We start from the raw sequence: 17,121 nt of genomic DNA, 5'->3' as shown, positions 1-17,121 counted from the left end.
GGGACAAAGGACCGGCCAGCGCGGGCGCGCGGGCCGGTCAGGTCATCAGCGGCGCCCTTGCAGGATGCCGCCCGGGCCATGCCGGAGCATGGCCGCCATGGCTCGGTATTACTTGGCTTCGACGAAAATGTACTCGGCACCGGTCGGCTGGATCGCAGCCTGCACGCGGGCGTTGTCGGCCGACTGGCCGATGAAGACGACGCGCACGCCCTTCATCGAATCCGGCGACACGTCCTTGAACACGGCCTGGATCATGTCCGCCATCTTGCCCGAGGCCGACGAACCGAAGGCCAGCATGTTGCCCGGCTGCACGCCACGGGCCACGGCCTGGGTCGCGCTTTCGGTCTGGCGCTCGTACTTGGCCTGGAAGTCCGGGTCCGATTCCGGCGAGAGGTAGTACAGGAACGGGCTGTTGGTGATGTTGCCCATGTTCTGGATCGCCACTTCCTGCAGGTACTTCTTCCAGCCTGCATCGTCGTCCTTGGCCGGGGCGACCAGGGCCTGCTTGGCCTCGTCGACCGGAGCGGCCTCTTCCTTCTTGCAGGCGGTGAATGCCAGAGCCAACGAAGCGATCAGCATCGCGCGCATGGTGGTGTTCATGGGTTTCCTCCCGGAATGGTGCGTGGTGGTGTACGTAATGGGGTGCGGGTACAGCGGGGCTTACGACTGTGCCGACTTCGCTTCGCGGACCTTGCGCAGGGCTTCGAGCACCGCGGCCGGCACGAAACCGGACACGTCGCCGCCCAGGCGCGCGATCTCGCGGACCAGCGAGGACGAAATGAAGCTGTGCTGCTCGGCCGGGGTCAGGAACAGGGTCTCGACCTCGGGGATCAGGTGGCGGTTCATGCTGGCCATCTGGAATTCGTACTCGAAGTCGGACACCGCGCGCAGGCCGCGCAGCAGCACCCCGCCCTGCACCGAACGTACGAAATGGGCCAGCAGGGTATCGAAGCCGATGACCTCGACGTTGCCGTGGTGGGCCAGCGCGCCACGCGCCAGCTGCACGCGCTGCTCCAGCGGCAGCGCCGGGCCCTTGGACGGGCTCTGCGCCACGCCGACCACGACCTTTTCGAACAGCGGCGCGGCCCGGCTCACAAGGTCGATATGACCGTTGGTGATGGGGTCGAACGTGCCGGGGTAGACGGCAATGCGGCGATTGGCCACGGTCATGGGCGGATGCAGATGTTCAGATGAGGTCAAAGTGTAGCAGTGGCACGGCGGTACAGGGCAAAGCGCACCTCGCGGGTGCCACCCTCGCGGTGCAGCAGCCAGTCCGGCGGCAGCACCGGCACGTGGCCGGCCGGCGATTCCAGGTACAGCCAGGCGTCGGCGGCCAGGTGCCGCGGCAGCTGGGCCAGCACGTCCTGCCACAGGCCATCGGCAAACGGCGGGTCGATGAAGACCAGGTCGGCCTGCTGCGCCTGCGCCCCTTGCAGCCAGCGCAGGGCATCGGCCTGCACGACGGTGATCTGGTCGCTGGCCTGCAGCCTGGCGACGGCGGCGGTCAGGTTGCGTCCCAGCTGCGCATCGCGCTCGACCAGGGTGGCGTGGGCAGCGCCACGCGAGACCGCCTCCAGGCCCAGCGCGCCACTGCCAGCGAACAGGTCCAGCACGCGGGCCCCGCCGAGCTTGGGCATCAGCCAGTTGAACAGGGTCTCGCGCACGCGGTCGCTGCTGGGGCGAAGGCCCGGCAGGGTCGGCACCGGCAGCCGGGTATTGCGCCAGCGCCCGCCGATGATGCGGACCTGGCCGTCATTGCCACCGCGGCCGCTCATCGGCGCCCCCGGCGGGAGGAATTCGAGAAATTCAGCATGAGCGGGATTGTAGTTCGGCCGGGCGGCGCCCGGCACCCGCAGAAGCCGAAGCAACAGCAACAGCGGGCATCCCCGTGGGATGGCGGGGTGGGTCCGGTTGAGGGGGACGCTGCAAGTACGTCCATGTAAGCTCGGTCGCCGCATCCATGCGGCTCACGCCCCCTCAACCGGACCCACCCCGCCTTCGACAGTTTCCTGCGATCTGTCGGAACGGCTCTTGGGGTCAGATCCGTTTTCCTGCAGAAAACGGATCTGACCCCAGATTTATTTCGATGTCTGACAGATGTGTCGACCAAGGTCGACACCCACCAACAGCCGAGTGAACCTGTCAGAGGCGGGGCGGTGTGGGGTGGCAGGACCGTTGGCGCCATGGATGGCGCCATCGAGCCCCCATGGGTGAGGGCGCTTTGCTTGCGAAGCACTGCTTCGCAAGCGCCCGAACGCACAGCCGCCAGCGGCTGGGCCGGCCGCCGGAGGGGGGTTTACGGCGTGTCCTGCCAACCCAACCCACACCGCCCCGCCATCCCACAGATAGCCCGCTGTTGCTGTTGCTGTTGCTGTTGCTGTTGCTTCGGCCTCTGCAGGTGCCGGGCGCCGCCCGGCCGACCAACCCCTTGATTTCGGGACAATCAGCCATACCCCTTGGCGAGGCCGCACGCGCTGGCGCGGCATTGCACATGGAGCCCTATCGATGACCGAGACCACCCAGACCGAAACCCTTGGCTTCCAGACCGAAGTCAAGCAGCTGCTGCAGCTGATGATCCACTCGCTGTACTCGAACAAGGAGATCTTCCTGCGCGAGCTGGTCTCCAACGCCGCCGACGCCGCCGACAAGCTGCGCTTCGAGGCCCTGACCCAGCCGGCCCTGCTGGAAGGCGACAGCGAACTGCGCGTGCGCGTCAGCTTCGACCCCGCCGCCCACACCATCACCATCGAAGACAACGGCATCGGCATGAGTCGCGCCGAGGCGATTGCCCATCTCGGCACGATCGCCAAGTCCGGCACCGGCGATTTCCTGCGCCAGCTGTCCGGCGACCAGAAGAAGGATTCGCAGCTGATCGGCCAGTTCGGCGTCGGCTTCTACAGCGCCTTCATCGTTGCCGACGAGGTCGAAGTGACCTCGCGCCGCGCCGGCCTGGCCGCAGGTGAAGGCGTGCGCTGGACCTCGCGCGGCGAAGGCGATTTCAACGTCGCCACTGTCGACAAGGCCGAGCGCGGCACCCGCATCGTCCTGCATCTGAAGGATGGCGAGCATGATTTCGCCGACGGCTGGCGCCTGCGCAGCATCCTCAAGAAGTATTCGGACCACATCGGCCTGCCGATCCAGATGCCGAAGGAAGGCGAGGAAGGCGCCACCGTCGAGTGGGAGACCGTCAACCGCGCCAGCGCGCTGTGGACCCGTCCGCGCACCGAGATCGGCGACGCCGAGTACACCGAGTTCTACAAGCACGTGGCGCACGACCACAGCGATCCGCTGGCGTGGAGCCACAACAAGGTCGAAGGCAAGCTGGAGTACACCTCGCTGCTTTACGTGCCCGGCCGCGCGCCGTTCGACCTGTACCACCGCGATGCGCCCAAGGGCCTGAAGCTCTATGTGCAGCGCGTGTTCGTGATGGACCAGGCCGAGCAGTTCCTGCCGCTGTACCTGCGCTTCATCAAGGGCGTGGTCGACTCCAACGACCTGTCGCTGAACGTCTCGCGCGAGATCCTGCAGTCCGGCCCGGTCATCGATTCGATGAAGGCGGCGCTGACCAAACGCTCGCTGGACATGCTGGACAAGCTGGCCGCCGACAAGCCGGAGCAATACGCCACGTTCTGGAAGGAATTCGGCCAAGTGCTGAAGGAAGGCCCGGCCGAGGACTACAACAACCGCGAGAAGGTGGCCGGGCTGCTGCGCTTCGCCTCCACCCGCGGCGACAGCGATGCGCAGACGGTGTCGCTGGCCGATTACCTCGGCCGCATGACCGAAGGCCAGGACAAGATCTACTACCTGACCGGCGAGAGCTACAGCCAGGTGCGCAACAGCCCCCACCTGGAAGTGTTCCGCAAGAAGGGCGTGGAAGTGCTGCTGCTGACCGACCGCATCGACGAGTGGCTGATGGGCTACCTGACCGATTTCGACGGCAAGGGCTTCGTCGACATCGCTCGTGGCGATCTCGACCTGGGCGCGCTGGAAACCGAAGCGGACAAGCAGGAACAGGAAGCCGCGGCGAAGGACAAGCAGGGCCTGGTCGAGCGCCTGAAGACCGTGCTGGGCGATGACGTGGCCGAAGTGCGCGTGTCACACCGCCTGACCGATTCGCCGGCGGTACTGGCCATCGGCGAACAGGACCTGGGCCTGCAGATGCGCCAGATCCTGGAAGCCAGCGGGCAGAAGGTGCCGGACAGCAAGCCGGTGCTGGAAATCAACCCGGGCCACCCACTGATTGCCAAGCTGGATGCCGAAGCCGATGGCGCGCGTTTCGACGACCTCGGCCGGGTGCTGTTCGACCAGGCCGCGCTGGCCGCCGGTGACAGCCTGAAGGACCCGGGTGCCTACGTGGCGAGGCTGAACAAGCTGCTGCTGGAGCTGTCGGCCTGATCGACAGGGTGGTCGCCGGGCATGGCCCGGCTTACCCGGCGGTGCTCTGGTAGAGGCCGACCTTGGTTGGCGCCCCAAAAGCGTGCCAACCAAGGTTGGCACCTACCGGGGCGGATCGAGCGTGCCAGCCAAGGTTGGCACCTACCGGCGCGGGTGGAGAGTGCCAACCAAGGTTGGCACCCACCAGGGGCGGCGGTTGGCGCCTGCCGAAGGGGTTCAGGCGTCGCGATCCAGCAGCGAACCCAGCATCTGGTCCTGGCGGCGGATCACCGCGGCATTGGCGGCGAAGGCCACCACCTCGGCTTTCGCGGCCAGCAGGTCACCCAGCGGCGCGCCGGCATCGGCGCCGACGGGAATCACCGCGGCCTGCACCCCACCCTGCCCGGCAGCACTGCGCTGCAGCTGCAGGCGCTGGGCATCCGGGGTCGCCAGGTTGGCCACGTTGTGCGCAGCCACCTGCACGCCCTGCTGGGACGCACGCATCCCGCCGAGGGCAATTCCCATCACGTTGTCCATGGCGGTCTCCGGGCCGCACGACGCAGCCCTCCGGACCGGTTAACGGCCGGCGGGCCGCGACCTTGAGTCCACATCGGCCCGACAGGCCCGAGTGGTAGCATATCCCCCTGATTTCAGCGCCTTTTGCCAATGCTCAGTTTTTTCCGCCGCAAGAAGCCCCAGGATGCCCCCGCAGCGGAGGCACCCAAGACCCAGCACTACTCGGCTGAAGAGCTGGCGGCGGCGTTCCCGTCGGCCGCGCCGGTCGAGGACAAAGAGCCAGCACCGGTAGCCGTACCGGCCGCGCCTGCGCCGGCCGAGCCGCCGCCGGCAGCCGTCGTTCCGGTCGCTTTCGAGCCCACCCCGGTGGTTCCGGCTCCGGTGGTTCCGGCTCCGGTCGTTCCCGCTCCGAGCGCTCCGCAATCGGCCGCCCGGATCGACGTCGCCCCGGTGGCGGCCCCGGCCATCGAACCGGCACCCGCACCACTGCCTCAGCCCACCCCGGCACCGGTCACCGACGACCTGCCTGCCGCCGCCTCGATCGATGCCGTTCCGGCGCCTGCCGGCAAGCCCGGCTGGCGCGAACGCCTGCGCAACAGCGTCATCGCGCGCAGCTTCGGTGGACTGTTCTCGCGCAACCCCAAGCTCGACGACGATCTGCTGGACGAGCTGGAAACCGCACTGATCACCGCCGACGTCGGCGTGGGCGCCACCACCGATCTGGTCGAGGGCCTGCGCAAGCGCATGAAGTCGCGCGAGTTCGCCGACGCCAATGCGCTGCTGGCCGCGTTGCGCGCCGAGCTGATCGCGATCCTGCAGCCGGTGGCCAAGCCGCTGGTGATCGATCGCAACGCCAAGCCCTTCGTGGTGCTCACCGTCGGCGTCAACGGCGTCGGCAAGACCACCACCATCGGCAAGCTGGCCAAGCGCTTCAAGGACGACGGCCACAGCCTGATGCTGGCTGCCGGCGATACCTTCCGCGCCGCCGCCGTGGCCCAGTTGCAGGCCTGGGGCGAGCGCAACGGCGTAGCCGTGGTCGCGCAGGGGCAGAACGCCGATGCCGCTTCCGTGGCATTCGACGCGCTGCAGGCCGGCAAGGCCCGCGGCATCTCGGTGCTGATCGCCGATACCGCCGGCCGCCTGCACACCCAGTCCGGCCTGATGAACGAGCTGGGCAAGATCCGCCGCGTGCTCGGCAAGATCGACCCCACCGCCCCGCACGAAGTGCTGATGGTGATCGACGGCACCACCGGCCAGAACGCGCTGTCGCAGTTGCGCCAGTTCAATGCCGCAGTGAACGTGACCGGCCTGGTGGTGACCAAGCTGGACGGCACTGCCAAGGGCGGCGTGGTGTTCGCGCTGGCCCGCGAGTTCGGCATCCCGATCCGCTTTGCCGGTATCGGCGAGCGCCCGGAAGACCTGCGCGTGTTCGATCCGGAAGCGTTCGTCGACGCCCTGCTGCCCGAAGCGCTGGGCGCCTGATACACCGCGCAGCCACGCATGGCGTGGCTCTACCGCAGCCTGGTAGAGCCACCCCACGGGTGGCTGCCTCTCTGGAACTCCAATGCCCCGCCAGCCGCACGCCAGCGCCGAAACTGCAGAACGGGACGGTTTCGTCGCCCGCCTGCTGCACTGGTTCGACGACCATGGTCGCCACGACCTGCCCTGGCAGCACCCACGCAGCCCCTATCGGGTCTGGCTGTCGGAAATCATGCTGCAGCAGACCCAGGTAGCCACGGTCATCCCGTACTTCCAGCGGTTCCTGCAGCATTTCCCGACGCTGCCCGACCTCGCCGCCGCCAGCAATGACGCGGTGATGGCGCAGTGGGCCGGGCTCGGCTACTACGCCCGCGCACGCAACCTGCATGCCGCCGCGAAGCGCTGCGTGGAACTGCACGACGGCGACCTGCCGCGCGATTTCGATCCCTTGCATGCCCTGCCCGGCATCGGCCGCAGCACCGCAGGTGCGATCCTCAGCCAGGCCTGGAACGATCCGTTCGCGATCCTCGATGGCAACGTCAAGCGCGTGCTCAGCCGTTACCACGGCATCGACGGCTTTCCCGGCCTGCCGGCCATCGAGAAACAGTTGTGGTCGATTGCCGAGGCGCACGTGGCGCAGGTGCCGGCCGGGCGAATGGCTGATTACACCCAGGCACAGATGGACCTGGGTGCGACGGTGTGCAGCCGCGCCAAGCCAGCCTGCGTGATCTGCCCGCTGCAGGACGCGTGCGCGGCGCGCCGCGAAGGCCGTACCGCCGAACTGCCCACGCCCAAGCCCAGCAGGACCCTGCCCGAGCGCGAAGCCGTGGCCCTGCTGCTGCGCGATGCCCAGCAGCGCGTGCTGCTGCAGAAGCGGCCGGACACCGGCATCTGGGCGCAGCTGTGGACGCTGCCGCAGGCCGATGCCGGCAGCGTACTGCAGGACTGGTTCGACGCGCACGTCGAAGGTTCGCTGGAAGACGCCGAGGAACTGCCGGTGTTGAAGCACACCTTCAGCCACTACAAGCTGCACCTGCAGGTACTGTCGCGGCAGGTGCACGGCCTGCGCGTGGAAGAACCCACGCTGCGCTGGGTCGCCAACGACGAGCTGCCCGCGCTGGGCCTGCCAGCGCCGATCCGCAAGCTGCTCGACGGCGCCACGACCAAGGCGCCGAAACGAAATTCCAAGAAACCCCGCAACCACGAGTGAGTGCCATGTCCCGAACCGTCTTCTGCCAGTACGAACAACGCGATGCCGAGGGCCTGGACTTCGTGCCCTACCCCGGCGAACTGGGCCAGCGCATCTTCAACAACATCGGCAAGCAGGCCTGGGCCGCGTGGCTCGCGCACCAGACCATGCTGATCAACGAAAACCGCCTGTCGCCGCGCACCCCGGAGCATCGCGCATTCCTTGAGGGCGAACTGGTCAAGTTCCTGTTCGAGAAGGACGCGGAAAAGCCTGCCGGCTTCACCCCGGAAGCCTGACCCAAAGGTAGTGCCGGCCGCTGGCCGGCATCGCGCAGATGCCAGGTTGCCGGCCAGCGGCCGGCACTACCGCGCTATTTCGTATTTTCCTCGCGCTCCTGCACCTGCGCCTGGCGCAGCTCCTGCTCGGAGGCACGCAGTGCCTTCACGTCCAGCTTGCGGATGCTGTTGATGAAGCACGGCATGCGCGGGCCACCGGTCGGGTCGCGCACCAGCACCTTGTCGAAACGCGATGACACGCGGCCCATGCTGCTGGTCAACCCGATGGCGGTGGCGTACGACAGGTCCGGGCACGGACCACTCAGTTCCAGCAGGTAAGCCTCGCTCGGCCGGGTCCACACCGCCAGCGCGCTGTCACCCAGTTCGGTCCAGCCATTGAGGCTGCCGAAGAACTGCATGTCGTTCTGCGGCGCGCCGGCGTGGGCGCGGTACAGATCCAGTTTCTCGGTACTGCTGAGCCGGCCGCTGGTCGCGCAGGCGGCCAGCGCCAGGCAGAGTCCGGCGATCAGGATCGGGGTCTTCATGGCGATCTCCTCGGGGAACCTGCTGCGATCATGCGCCGGCCGATGTGCGACCGGCGCGAGGGCAGGTAAACCCGTTCAGGCGCCGGGAGGCGGCCGTTGCCGGCCGCTCAGACGTCGGCGTGGGCCAGTGCGTGCAGGCGCCCTTCGCGCAGCTCCAGCACCCGGTCCAGGCGCCGCGCCAGGCTGCGGTCGTGGGTAACCAGCACCAGGCTGGTATGACGCGCGCGGTTGAGTTCCAGCATCAGCTCGAACACGGTGCCCGCGGTGCGGTCATCCAGGTTGCCGGTCGGCTCGTCACCGAGCACGCAGGCCGGATGATTGACCAGCGCACGTGCCACCGCGGCACGTTGGCGTTCGCCGCCGGACAGCTCGCCCGGCTTGTGGTCCAGGCGATGTCCGAGGCCGACCGCTTCCAGCAGCGTGGTGGCCCGGCTGCTCGCTTCGGCCACGGCAGTGCCGGCCAGCAGCACCGGCATCATCACGTTTTCCAGCGCGGTGAACTCAGGCAACAGGTGGTGGAACTGGTAGACGAAGCCCAGCGCCTGGTTGCGCAGCAGGCCACGCGCGGTGTCCGACAGCGCGGACATGCGCTGGCCGGTCACGTAGACCTCGCCTGCGGTCGGAATATCCAACCCGCCCAGCAGGTGCAGCAGCGTGCTCTTGCCGGCACCGGAGGCACCGATGATCGCCACGGTTTCGCCGGCGGTCACGGTCAGGTCCAGTCCATCGAACACCGGGGTCTGCATGCGCCCTTCGGCGTAGGTCTTGCCCAGTGCTTCGGCGCGGATCACTTCATCGCCGCGGTTGAAGACCTTATTCATAACGCAGGGCCTCCGCCGGCTGGGTGCGTGCTGCCCGCCAGGCGGGATACAGGGTGGCCAGGAAGCTCATCAGCAGCGCGACCACGGTGATCGCCACCACGTCGCCGGTCTGCATGTCGGTCGGCAGGCCGGTGATGTAGTAGACATCCTCCGGCAGCAGCTTGACGTTGAACACGCTTTCGATGGCGCCCAGGATGCGTTCCAGGTTGAGGGTCAGGGTGATGCCGCCGATCAGGCCGGCCAGCGTGCCGAAGATGCCGATCAGCGAACCCTGCACCATGAACACCTGCATCACCCCGCCCGGGGTCAGGCCGAGGGTGCGCAGGATGGCGATGTCGGCCTGCTTGTCGGTCACCAGCATCACCTGCGAGGACACCAGGTTGAACGCACCCATGGCGATGATCAGCGACAGCAGGATGCCCATCACCACCTTCTCCATGCGCAGCGAGTGGTAGAGGTTGGCGTTCTGCTGGGTCCAGTCACTCACGCGGTAGGCACCACCCAGGCTCTGCGCCAGGTCCACGCCCACTTCCAGCGAGCGATCCATGTCGTGCAGTTTCAACCGCACGCCGGTGGCACCGTCGCTGCGCAGCACGCGCTCCAGGTCCTGCATGTTGGCGAAGCCGACACCCCGGTCGACCTCGTTGTAGCCGGCCTCGAAGATGCCACTGACGGTGAAGCGTTTCATCCGCGGCACGGCACCGGCAGGCGTGCCCTGCACTTCGGCGAAGGTCACCAGCACCTGGTCACCGACGTCGACGCCGAGCCAGATCGCCAGTTCCTTGCCCAGCAGCAGGTTGAAGCTGCCCGGCGTCAGGCTGGCATAGCTGCCCTTGGTGACCTTCTTGTCGATCACCGATACCTTCGGCTCCAGCGCCGGATCGATGCCCTGGATGATCGCACCCTGCACGCGCGGGCCGCTGATCATCGACTGGATCTCGATGTACGGCGCGGCACCGGCCACGCGCGGATCCTTGCGGGCCACGTCGACCACGCGCATCCAGTCCGGCATCGGCTCGCCGTCGCGGCTGATGGTGGTGTGCGCGGTCATCTGCAGCAGGCGGCTGCGGATTTCCTTCTGGAATCCGCTCATCACCGCCAACGTGGTGATCAGCACCGTAACGCCGAGCGCGATGCCCAGGATCGATGCCATCGAGATGAAGGAGATGAAGCCGTTGCGGCGCTTGGCGCGCAGGTAGCGCAGGCCAATGGCCACGGGAATGGGTTTGAACATGCAGGCACGCCGGTCAATTCAGCTTATGGTGCCATCGTCCGGGGCTGACGGGAAACGGCGCGTGCGGCCACGGCCAGTCGCAGTTCACGTCGCTGCCCGGAATCGAGCACATCCGGCCAGAACAGCAGGCGCTGGCGGCGCCGGTCCTGATGCCAACGCAACAGCAGCCACGGCCCGCGCACCACCAGCCGGGGTGCCTCGACGTCCTGCCCGGCCACCCGAATCGGCTCGGGAAGCGGCGGCAGAAGCACCTGCACGCGCGGCCTGCGCTGGCACCAGGCCAGCTCGGCCAGGCCCACGCACCAGGCCAGCACCACTGCGGGCATCAGCAGCCGTGAAGGCAGATCCGATGCGCGCAGCAGCCACGGCGCAGCCAGCAGCACCGCCAGTTGGGCGGCGGCCTGCAGCCGCGAGGGGCGCCACTCAAGGCTTGAGGGCGAGGATCTTCTGCATGAGGGGGATCGCGTGCGCATGCGGGCAGGCCTCGTAGCCCATGAACCAGCGCCACAACTTATCGTCCTCGCAGTCGAGCAGGAACAGGAAAACCTCGCGCTCTTCGGTCGGCGCAGTGCTCCACTCGTGGTCCAGGTAGCGGCCGAACAGCTGGTCCAGCTCACGCATGCCGCGGCGGCAGCGCCAGCGCAGCTTCTTCAGCAGAACATCTTCTTCCATCGTGCTTCTCCAGATACAGCAAAGCCACGCATGGCGTGGCTCTACTGGGGTGGCACAGCCACGCGTGGCGTGGCTCTACCCGGTACAGCCGGGCCTGATCAGGCGCGGCGTTCCATCATCAGCTTCTTGATCTCGGCGATCGCCAGCGCCGGGTTCAGGCCCTTCGGGCAGGTCCGGGCGCAGTTCATGATGGTGTGGCAGCGGTACAGCTTGAACGGATCTTCCAGATCATCCAGGCGCGCACCGGTGTCCTCATCGCGCGAGTCGATGATCCAGCGGTAAGCCTGCAGCAGGATCGCCGGGCCCAGGTAACGCTCGCCGTTCCACCAGTAGCTCGGGCAACTGGTCGAGCAGCAGGCGCACAGGATGCACTCGTACAGGCCGTCCAGCTTCTTGCGGTCTTCCGGCGACTGCAGGCGCTCGCGGTCCGGCGGTGCCGGGGTCTGGGTACGGATCCACGGCTTGATCGACGCGTACTGCGCGTAGAAGTGGGTCAGGTCCGGAACCAGGTCCTTGACCACGTTCATGTGCGGCAGCGGGTAGATCGGCACTTCCTTCTTGCCGCAGTCCGAGATGGCTCGGGTGCAGGCCAGGGTGTTGGTGCCGTCGATGTTCATGGCGCACGAACCACAGATACCTTCGCGGCACGAGCGGCGGAAGGTCAGGGTCGGGTCGATCTCGTTCTTGATCTTGATCAGGGCGTCCAGGACCATCGGGCCACAAGCGTCCAGATCGACTTCATAGGTATCGGTGCGCGGGTTGCTGTCGTCGTCCGGACTCCAGCGGTAGATCTTGAAGGTGCGCACGTTCTTGCCGCCGTTCTTGACGGGGAAGTGCTTGCCCTTCGTGATCTTGGAATTCTTGGGGAGTGAAAACTCGGCCATGGCTGCTCTCGTTGGCTCAGGCGGCCCGCGCCCGTGGGCGCGGATTGCATGGTAGGCGGGGTCGGATCAGTACACGCGCGGCTTCGGCGGCACCACGGACACGTCGTCGGTCAACGTGTACATGTGCACCGGACGGTAGTCGAAGCTGCACTTGCCCTTCTCGTCGACGCTGACCAGGGTGTGCTTCTGCCAGTTGACGTCGTCGCGGTCCGGGAAGTCCTCGTGCGCATGCGCGCCGCGGCTTTCCTTGCGCTGTTCGGCCGAGTTGATCGTCGCCACCGCATTGAGCAGCAGGTTGTTCAGCTCGTAGGTCTCGATCAGGTCCGAGTTCCACACCAGCGAACGGTCGGAGACCTTCACGTCCTGGAACGAGTCGAAGATCTTGTCCATCTTCTCGCAGCCTTCCTTCAGCGTCTGGCTGGTGCGGAAGACCGCCGCGTCGGCCTGCATGGTGCGCTGCATGCGATCGCGGATGACCGAGGTCGGGGTATCGCCGTTGGCGTGGCGCAGCTTGTCCAGCAGGCCCAGCGCCTTGTCGCAGGCATCGGCCGGCAGCGGCTTGTGCGCAGCGCCCGGCTTGATGGTCTCGGCACAGCGGTTGGCCACGGCACGGCCGAACACCACCAGGTCCAGCAGCGAGTTCGAGCCCAGGCGGTTGGCGCCGTGCACGGACACGCAGGCCGCTTCGCCGATGGCGTACAGGCCCGGCACTACCGCGTTGTCGTTGTCGCCGACCTTCTGCACCACTTCGCCGTGGTAATTGGTCGGGATGCCGCCCATGTTGTAGTGCACGGTCGGGATGACCGGAATCGGCTGCTTGTGTACGTCGACGCCGGCGAAGATGCGGGCGCTCTCGGCGATGCCCGGCAGCTTCTCGTCGATCACGCCCGGGCCGAGGTGGGTCAGGTCGAGCAGGATGTGGTCCTTGTGCTCGCCGACGCCGCGGCCTTCGCGGATCTCGATGGTCATCGAACGGCTGACCACGTCGCGCGAGGCCAGGTCCTTGTAGTGCGGCGCGTAACGCTCCATGAAGCGCTCGCCGCTGCTGTTGCGCAGGATGCCACCTTCACCGCGGACACCCTCGGTGATCAGGCAGCCGGCGCCGTAGATGCCGGTCGGGTGGAACTGCACGAACTCCATGTCCTGCATGGCGATGCCGGCACGCATGGCCAGGCCGCCACCGTCGCCGGTGCAGGTGTGCGCCGAGGTGGCGCTGAAGTAGGCACGGCCGTAGCCGCCGGTGGCCAGTACCACGCCCTGGGCGCGGAACAGGTGCAGGGTGCCGTCGGACATGTCCAGGGCCAGCACGCCGCGGCAGGCGCCTTCCTCGTCGAAGATCAGGTCGAGCGCGAAGTACTCGATCATGAAGCGCGCGTCGTGCTTCAGCGACTGCTGGTACAGCGTGTGCAGCATCGCGTGGCCGGTACGGTCGGCCGCCGCGCAGGTACGCTGCGCCGCCGGGCCTTCGCCATACTTGGTGGTCATGCCACCGAACGGACGCTGGTAGATCTTGCCTTCGGCGGTGCGCGAGAACGGCACGCCGTAATGTTCGAGCTCGATGATGGCCGGGATGGCCTCACGGCACATGTACTCGATGGCGTCCTGGTCGCCCAGCCAGTCCGACCCCTTGATGGTGTCGAAGAAGTGGTAGCGCCAGTCGTCCTCGCCCATGTTGCCGAGCGCGGCCGAGATACCGCCCTGGGCGGCAACGGTGTGAGAACGGGTCGGGAAGACCTTGGTCAGGCACACGGTCTGCAGGCCCTTGGCGGCCAGGCCGAACGTGGCGCGCAGGCCGGCACCGCCGGCGCCGACCACGACCATGTCGTACTTGTGTTCGGTGATCTTGTAAGCGGACATCTAATCTGGATTCCTGTGTAGGTGCCTGGGCTCAGGCAACGCCGAGGGCGATGCGGCCCACCGCAAACACACTGACGATCATGCCGAGCACGGCGACGAACTTCACCGCGGTCTGCAGCACCAGGGCCAGCAGCGATTCGTGGATGTAGTCTTCCAGCACGACCTGCATGCCGAGCTGCGCGTGCCAGAACATGGCGATCAGCAGGCCGATCAGCGGCACCGCGTTCCACGGCTTGGCCACGGCGGCGGCGGCGGTGGCGTAGTCCGAGCCCAGCAGGCCCAGCACGAAGACCAGGAACCAGATGCCCAGCACCACCAGTGCGGCGGCGGTCAGGCGCTGGTGCACGAAGTGCTCGGTGCCGGTCTTGGCCGAGCCAAGGCCGCGCACGTTCTTCAACGGGGTACGGAACTTGCTCACGCGGCACCTCCGAACATCACATAGGCCCACACCAGCAGGGTGATCACCAGGCTGCCGATGACCGACAGCCAGCTGCTGCGGATGAAGGCGGGGATGCTGAAGCCGATGGCGAAGTCCTGCACGACGTGGCGGATGCCATTGCACAGGTGATAGGCGAACGACCATGTCCACGCGAACAGGAACACGCGGCCATACCAGGCCCCGGCATGGCCGGTGAAGCAGTTCCAGGACTCGGGCCCCATCATCAGGGCCAGCAGGCCGGCGGCGATGATGAGGGCACCAACAGACAGAAAGACGCCAGTGGCTCGATGCAGGATCGAGGTGGCCATCTGAATCTGCCAGCGATACACCTGAAGGTGCGGGGAAAGTGGGCGTTGTCTGGTCGCCATTCGCTGGGCTCGTTGTCTCGGCTGGGCGGCACACGGCCGCGTTGGCTCAATGCTGATCAGAAATCGATGCAGCGTCCGTTTTTCTCCCAATCGCCATACCGCACCGGATCAAGTCCGCCGCGGCCGCCGAATTCTTCCGCTTTTTCCTGTTCCACGGGCACGGGTGCCGCGGGGACCAGCGGGGCTTCAGATTCGTCGTCGGGAGTGGGGGTTGTTTGGCCTATCATGTTCGGTCTCGCAACGCACAAATTTTAGACCTCGTTCACGTGCCTGACAACCTGCCCCCTGCTTTCGTCGGATATCCGCGCCTGCCCGGCCACCAGCTGCTGAGCCTGCAGGGCCCGGATGCGGCTGTCTTTGCCCACGCCCAGTTCAGCAGCGATGTCACCGCCCTGCCCCTGCAGCACTGGCAGTGGAGTGCCTGGCTGAGCGCCAAGGGCCGTACCCTGGCGGTGTTCCAGCTGCTTCGGCTGGCCGACGACCACGTGATGCTGGTGCTGGCTGACGGCGATGCCGATGCGATTGCGTCGCAACTGCAGCGCTTCGTGTTCCGCCGCAAGGTGAAGGTGCAGGTGCGCAGCGATCTGGCGGCGGCTGGCGCGTTCACCGCGCCCGAGGCCGCCAGCGGCGCGGCGATTGCGCAGACCGCAGGCGACGGCTGGGAGCTGGACCTGGGCAGCGATGCCCTGCCGCGCACCCTGCGCATTGGCAGCGCCGACGCGTTCGCTGCCGGCAATGAAGCCGATGAGGCCGCTTTCGCCCTGGCCTGGCGCCAGGCCGACCTGCGCTACGGCCTGCCGCGGCTGGAAGAAGGCCAGCGCGAAGTGTGGACCCCCCAACAGCTGGGCCTGGACCGCCTGAACGGCTACAGCGTGAAGAAGGGCTGCTATCCCGGCCAGGAAATCGTCGCCCGCACCCACTTCCTCGGCAAGGCCAAGCGTGCGGTGCAGTTGCTGCATACCGCAGCACCGGCACAGGCCGGCGATGGCGTGCAGCAGGATGGCGCGGGGCTGGGCACGATTGCCAGCGTGGCCGGCGACCTGGCACTGGCGGTACTGCCACTGGAGGCCAGCGACGCTGATCTGCAGGTGGGCGATGCCATTGCGCAGCGCGTGCCGTTGCTGGATGGCCTGGCCCGCTGAAGCAGGCGGGGACCTGCACGGGTGGGTGCAGGAATGGTAGTGCCGGCCGCTGGCCGGCAACCATGCAGGGTTGAGGTTGCCGGCCAGCGGCCGGCACTACTCCTTACAGGCGCGCGCCGGTTTCCGGGTTGAAGAAATGCAGGCCCTGCGGATGGATCGCCACGCGGATCTGCTCGCCCACCTCGGGCAGCGCCTGCGGCGCCACGCGCATGGTCAGCGCGTGCTGGCCACTGCTCAGGTTGACGAAGATCTCGTTACCGACCGGTTCGATGCCTTCAATGCGTGCGACGAACGCATGCGCATCGTCGGCGGCCGCCGGCTGCAGGTGCTCCGGACGCACGCCCACCGCGATCGGCTTCTGCAGCCAGGCCGGATCGATGGTGGCCTGGCCCAGCGGTGCACGCCACTCACCATCGACCACGGTCACGCCACCGGCATCGCCCTGCAGCGTACCGCGCAGCACGTTCATCGCCGGGCTGCCGAGGAAGCCGGCCACGAACAGGTTGGCGGGGCGATCGTACAGCGCCATCGGCGTATCGATCTGCTGGATGACGCCATCCTTCAGCACCACGATGCGCTGGCCCAGGGTCATCGCTTCGACCTGGTCGTGCGTCACGTAGATCATGGTGGTGCCCAGCTTGCGGTGCAGCTGCGCGATCTCGGTACGCACGCTGTGGCGCAGCTTGGCATCCAGGTTGGACAGCGGTTCGTCGAGCAGGAACACCGCCGGCTCGCGCACCAGCGCACGGCCCAGCGCGACACGCTGGCGCTGGCCACCGGACATCGCCTTGGGCAGCTTGTCCATCATCTCGGTCAGGCCCAGCGTCTGCGCCGCCTCGGCGATGCGCTTGTCGATGGTCGCCTTGTCGTGACCGCGCAGCTTCAGGCCAAAGGCCAGGTTCTCGGCCACGGTCATGTGCGGGTACAGCGCATAACTCTGGAACACCATCGCGATGTCGCGATCCTTCGGCGCCACGTCGTTGACCACGCGATCACCGATGGTCAGCGTGCCGCCGCTGATCTCCTCCAGGCCAGCCACCATCCGCAGCAGGGTCGACTTGCCACAGCCGGACGGGCCGACCAGCACCATCAGCTCGCCATCGGCGACCTCGAAGCTGGCGTCCTTCACCGCGACCTGGCCGTTGTCATAGACCTTGCGCACACCCTGCAACTGCACTTTTGCCATATCACCTATCCGGTCCGCCCGAAGCCGGGCTGTCTTTTGGGACTGCCTCGGCCCTCCCGATGGCAGTGATGATTGCGCGCTTGCCGCATGACGGCGAGCACTGCAATCGAATACAGTTGCCCATTCTGCCATGTAAACGT

General features: G+C 67.1%; 20 protein-coding genes. 5 read left to right on the top strand and 15 right to left on the bottom strand.

Features of this window, described 5'->3' with window-relative positions:
- Nucleotides 1-108: 108 nt before the first annotated feature.
- From AC5P56_RS11965 to rsmD, 3 genes are read right to left on the bottom strand one after another with little or no spacing between them, the layout of a single operon-like run.
- The gene (locus AC5P56_RS11965; protein WP_005409092.1) at nucleotides 109-600 is read right to left on the bottom strand and encodes a hypothetical protein; all 492 of its coding nucleotides are present in this window, start codon (nucleotides 598-600) and stop codon (nucleotides 109-111) included.
- 60 nt (nucleotides 601-660) lie between these two features.
- The gene (gene coaD, locus AC5P56_RS11960) at nucleotides 661-1,170 is read right to left on the bottom strand and encodes a pantetheine-phosphate adenylyltransferase (protein WP_014036814.1); all 510 of its coding nucleotides are present in this window, start codon (nucleotides 1,168-1,170) and stop codon (nucleotides 661-663) included.
- A 26-nt stretch (nucleotides 1,171-1,196) separates the two neighbouring features.
- Entirely contained in the window at nucleotides 1,197-1,775 is a 579-nt protein-coding gene (gene rsmD / locus AC5P56_RS11955; protein WP_014646773.1) for a 16S rRNA (guanine(966)-N(2))-methyltransferase RsmD, read from the bottom strand.
- 730 nt (nucleotides 1,776-2,505) lie between these two features.
- Here rsmD and htpG point away from each other — a divergent pair.
- A complete protein-coding gene (gene htpG / locus AC5P56_RS11950) occupies nucleotides 2,506-4,395 on the top strand; it encodes a molecular chaperone HtpG (protein ID WP_046429950.1) in 1,890 nt (629 codons plus the stop codon).
- A 216-nt stretch (nucleotides 4,396-4,611) separates the two neighbouring features.
- Here htpG and AC5P56_RS11945 read toward each other — a convergent pair whose 3' ends face one another.
- Nucleotides 4,612-4,911 carry a hypothetical protein gene (locus tag AC5P56_RS11945; protein ID WP_014646771.1) on the bottom strand — a complete coding sequence of 100 codons (300 nt, stop codon included), beginning with the start codon at nucleotides 4,909-4,911 and terminating at the stop codon, nucleotides 4,612-4,614.
- 129 nt (nucleotides 4,912-5,040) lie between these two features.
- Here AC5P56_RS11945 and ftsY point away from each other — a divergent pair, with 129 nt between their 5' ends.
- From ftsY to AC5P56_RS11930, 3 genes are all read left to right on the top strand, one after another.
- The gene (gene ftsY / locus AC5P56_RS11940) at nucleotides 5,041-6,372 is read left to right on the top strand and encodes a signal recognition particle-docking protein FtsY (RefSeq protein ID WP_495231674.1); all 1,332 of its coding nucleotides are present in this window, start codon (nucleotides 5,041-5,043) and stop codon (nucleotides 6,370-6,372) included.
- Nucleotides 6,373-6,454: 82 nt separating this feature from the next.
- The gene (gene mutY, locus AC5P56_RS11935; protein WP_495228224.1) at nucleotides 6,455-7,579 is read left to right on the top strand and encodes an A/G-specific adenine glycosylase; all 1,125 of its coding nucleotides are present in this window, start codon (nucleotides 6,455-6,457) and stop codon (nucleotides 7,577-7,579) included.
- Between the two features lie 5 nt (nucleotides 7,580-7,584).
- Nucleotides 7,585-7,854, top strand: a complete 270-nt coding sequence (locus tag AC5P56_RS11930; protein WP_004153160.1) for an oxidative damage protection protein — start codon at nucleotides 7,585-7,587, stop codon at nucleotides 7,852-7,854.
- Nucleotides 7,855-7,928: 74 nt separating this feature from the next.
- On the opposite strand, the gene AC5P56_RS11925 is transcribed toward AC5P56_RS11930, so the two are convergent.
- From AC5P56_RS11925 to AC5P56_RS11880, 10 genes are all read right to left on the bottom strand, one after another.
- Nucleotides 7,929-8,378, bottom strand: coding sequence for a DUF6491 family protein (locus AC5P56_RS11925; protein WP_495228226.1), 450 nt, complete (start codon nucleotides 8,376-8,378; stop codon nucleotides 7,929-7,931).
- A gap of 107 nt (nucleotides 8,379-8,485) precedes the next feature.
- Nucleotides 8,486-9,199 (bottom strand): lipoprotein-releasing ABC transporter ATP-binding protein LolD, encoded by a 714-nt coding sequence (gene lolD / locus AC5P56_RS11920; protein WP_014036806.1) that lies wholly within the window; start codon nucleotides 9,197-9,199, stop codon nucleotides 8,486-8,488.
- A complete protein-coding gene (locus AC5P56_RS11915; RefSeq protein WP_032958619.1) occupies nucleotides 9,192-10,433 on the bottom strand; it encodes a lipoprotein-releasing ABC transporter permease subunit in 1,242 nt (413 codons plus the stop codon). Before AC5P56_RS11915 ends, lolD begins: the two co-directional genes overlap by 8 nt.
- 23 nt (nucleotides 10,434-10,456) lie before the next feature.
- Nucleotides 10,457-10,906 (bottom strand): hypothetical protein, encoded by a 450-nt coding sequence (locus AC5P56_RS11910; RefSeq protein WP_495231673.1) that lies wholly within the window; start codon nucleotides 10,904-10,906, stop codon nucleotides 10,457-10,459.
- Complete coding sequence (locus AC5P56_RS11905) at nucleotides 10,857-11,105, bottom strand: FAD assembly factor SdhE (protein ID WP_005409080.1); 249 nt, start codon at nucleotides 11,103-11,105, stop codon at nucleotides 10,857-10,859. The genes AC5P56_RS11910 and AC5P56_RS11905 overlap by 50 nt, the downstream gene beginning before the upstream one ends.
- Nucleotides 11,106-11,203: 98 nt before the next feature.
- Entirely contained in the window at nucleotides 11,204-11,989 is a 786-nt protein-coding gene (locus AC5P56_RS11900; protein WP_005409079.1) for a succinate dehydrogenase iron-sulfur subunit, read from the bottom strand.
- Nucleotides 11,990-12,055: 66 nt separating this feature from the next.
- On the bottom strand, nucleotides 12,056-13,846 hold the full coding sequence (gene sdhA, locus AC5P56_RS11895) for a succinate dehydrogenase flavoprotein subunit (RefSeq protein WP_014646765.1): 1,791 nt from the start codon (nucleotides 13,844-13,846) through the stop codon (nucleotides 12,056-12,058).
- Nucleotides 13,847-13,877: 31 nt separating this feature from the next.
- The gene (gene sdhD, locus AC5P56_RS11890; RefSeq protein ID WP_005409077.1) at nucleotides 13,878-14,264 is read right to left on the bottom strand and encodes a succinate dehydrogenase, hydrophobic membrane anchor protein; all 387 of its coding nucleotides are present in this window, start codon (nucleotides 14,262-14,264) and stop codon (nucleotides 13,878-13,880) included.
- Nucleotides 14,261-14,653, bottom strand: coding sequence for a succinate dehydrogenase, cytochrome b556 subunit (gene sdhC, locus AC5P56_RS11885; RefSeq protein WP_024958620.1), 393 nt, complete (start codon nucleotides 14,651-14,653; stop codon nucleotides 14,261-14,263). Before sdhC ends, sdhD begins: the two co-directional genes overlap by 4 nt.
- A 56-nt stretch (nucleotides 14,654-14,709) precedes the next feature.
- The gene (locus AC5P56_RS11880; protein WP_005409075.1) at nucleotides 14,710-14,880 is read right to left on the bottom strand and encodes a DUF1674 domain-containing protein; all 171 of its coding nucleotides are present in this window, start codon (nucleotides 14,878-14,880) and stop codon (nucleotides 14,710-14,712) included.
- Nucleotides 14,881-14,919: 39 nt separating this feature from the next.
- On the opposite strand from AC5P56_RS11880, the gene ygfZ reads away from it, so the two are divergent.
- Nucleotides 14,920-15,795 carry a CAF17-like 4Fe-4S cluster assembly/insertion protein YgfZ gene (gene ygfZ, locus AC5P56_RS11875; protein WP_046429944.1) on the top strand — a complete coding sequence of 292 codons (876 nt, stop codon included), beginning with the start codon at nucleotides 14,920-14,922 and terminating at the stop codon, nucleotides 15,793-15,795.
- Between the two features lie 103 nt (nucleotides 15,796-15,898).
- Here ygfZ and AC5P56_RS11870 read toward each other — a convergent pair whose 3' ends face one another.
- On the bottom strand, nucleotides 15,899-16,981 hold the full coding sequence (locus tag AC5P56_RS11870) for an ABC transporter ATP-binding protein (RefSeq protein ID WP_014646762.1): 1,083 nt from the start codon (nucleotides 16,979-16,981) through the stop codon (nucleotides 15,899-15,901).
- Between the last annotated feature and the right edge of the window lie 140 nt (nucleotides 16,982-17,121).

The sequence above is a fragment of the Stenotrophomonas sp. YJH_SMC_131 genome (genome assembly GCF_059367975.1).
Note: the sequence above shows the minus strand (reverse complement) of the source record. Positions and strands in the feature narration are given on the sequence as shown.

Excerpts from the sequence above, each read along its gene's own strand:
- AC5P56_RS11965 (WP_005409092.1), bottom strand. The coding sequence starts at position 600 with ATGAACACCACCATGCGCGCGATGCTGATCGCTTCGTTGGCTCTGGCA.
- coaD (WP_014036814.1), bottom strand. The coding sequence starts at position 1,170 with ATGACCGTGGCCAATCGCCGCATTGCCGTCTACCCCGGCACGTTCGAC.
- rsmD (WP_014646773.1), bottom strand. The coding sequence starts at position 1,775 with ATGAGCGGCCGCGGTGGCAATGACGGCCAGGTCCGCATCATCGGCGGG.
- htpG (WP_046429950.1), top strand. The coding sequence starts at position 2,506 with ATGACCGAGACCACCCAGACCGAAACCCTTGGCTTCCAGACCGAAGTC.
- AC5P56_RS11945 (WP_014646771.1), bottom strand. The coding sequence starts at position 4,911 with ATGGACAACGTGATGGGAATTGCCCTCGGCGGGATGCGTGCGTCCCAG.
- ftsY (WP_495231674.1), top strand. The coding sequence starts at position 5,041 with ATGCTCAGTTTTTTCCGCCGCAAGAAGCCCCAGGATGCCCCCGCAGCG.
- mutY (WP_495228224.1), top strand. The coding sequence starts at position 6,455 with ATGCCCCGCCAGCCGCACGCCAGCGCCGAAACTGCAGAACGGGACGGT.
- AC5P56_RS11930 (WP_004153160.1), top strand. The coding sequence starts at position 7,585 with ATGTCCCGAACCGTCTTCTGCCAGTACGAACAACGCGATGCCGAGGGC.
- AC5P56_RS11925 (WP_495228226.1), bottom strand. The coding sequence starts at position 8,378 with ATGAAGACCCCGATCCTGATCGCCGGACTCTGCCTGGCGCTGGCCGCC.
- lolD (WP_014036806.1), bottom strand. The coding sequence starts at position 9,199 with ATGAATAAGGTCTTCAACCGCGGCGATGAAGTGATCCGCGCCGAAGCA.
- AC5P56_RS11915 (WP_032958619.1), bottom strand. The coding sequence starts at position 10,433 with ATGTTCAAACCCATTCCCGTGGCCATTGGCCTGCGCTACCTGCGCGCC.
- AC5P56_RS11910 (WP_495231673.1), bottom strand. The coding sequence starts at position 10,906 with ATGCGCACGCGATCCCCCTCATGCAGAAGATCCTCGCCCTCAAGCCTT.
- AC5P56_RS11905 (WP_005409080.1), bottom strand. The coding sequence starts at position 11,105 with ATGGAAGAAGATGTTCTGCTGAAGAAGCTGCGCTGGCGCTGCCGCCGC.
- AC5P56_RS11900 (WP_005409079.1), bottom strand. The coding sequence starts at position 11,989 with ATGGCCGAGTTTTCACTCCCCAAGAATTCCAAGATCACGAAGGGCAAG.
- sdhA (WP_014646765.1), bottom strand. The coding sequence starts at position 13,846 with ATGTCCGCTTACAAGATCACCGAACACAAGTACGACATGGTCGTGGTC.
- sdhC (WP_024958620.1), bottom strand. The coding sequence starts at position 14,653 with ATGGCGACCAGACAACGCCCACTTTCCCCGCACCTTCAGGTGTATCGC.
- AC5P56_RS11880 (WP_005409075.1), bottom strand. The coding sequence starts at position 14,880 with ATGATAGGCCAAACAACCCCCACTCCCGACGACGAATCTGAAGCCCCG.
- AC5P56_RS11870 (WP_014646762.1), bottom strand. The coding sequence starts at position 16,981 with ATGGCAAAAGTGCAGTTGCAGGGTGTGCGCAAGGTCTATGACAACGGC.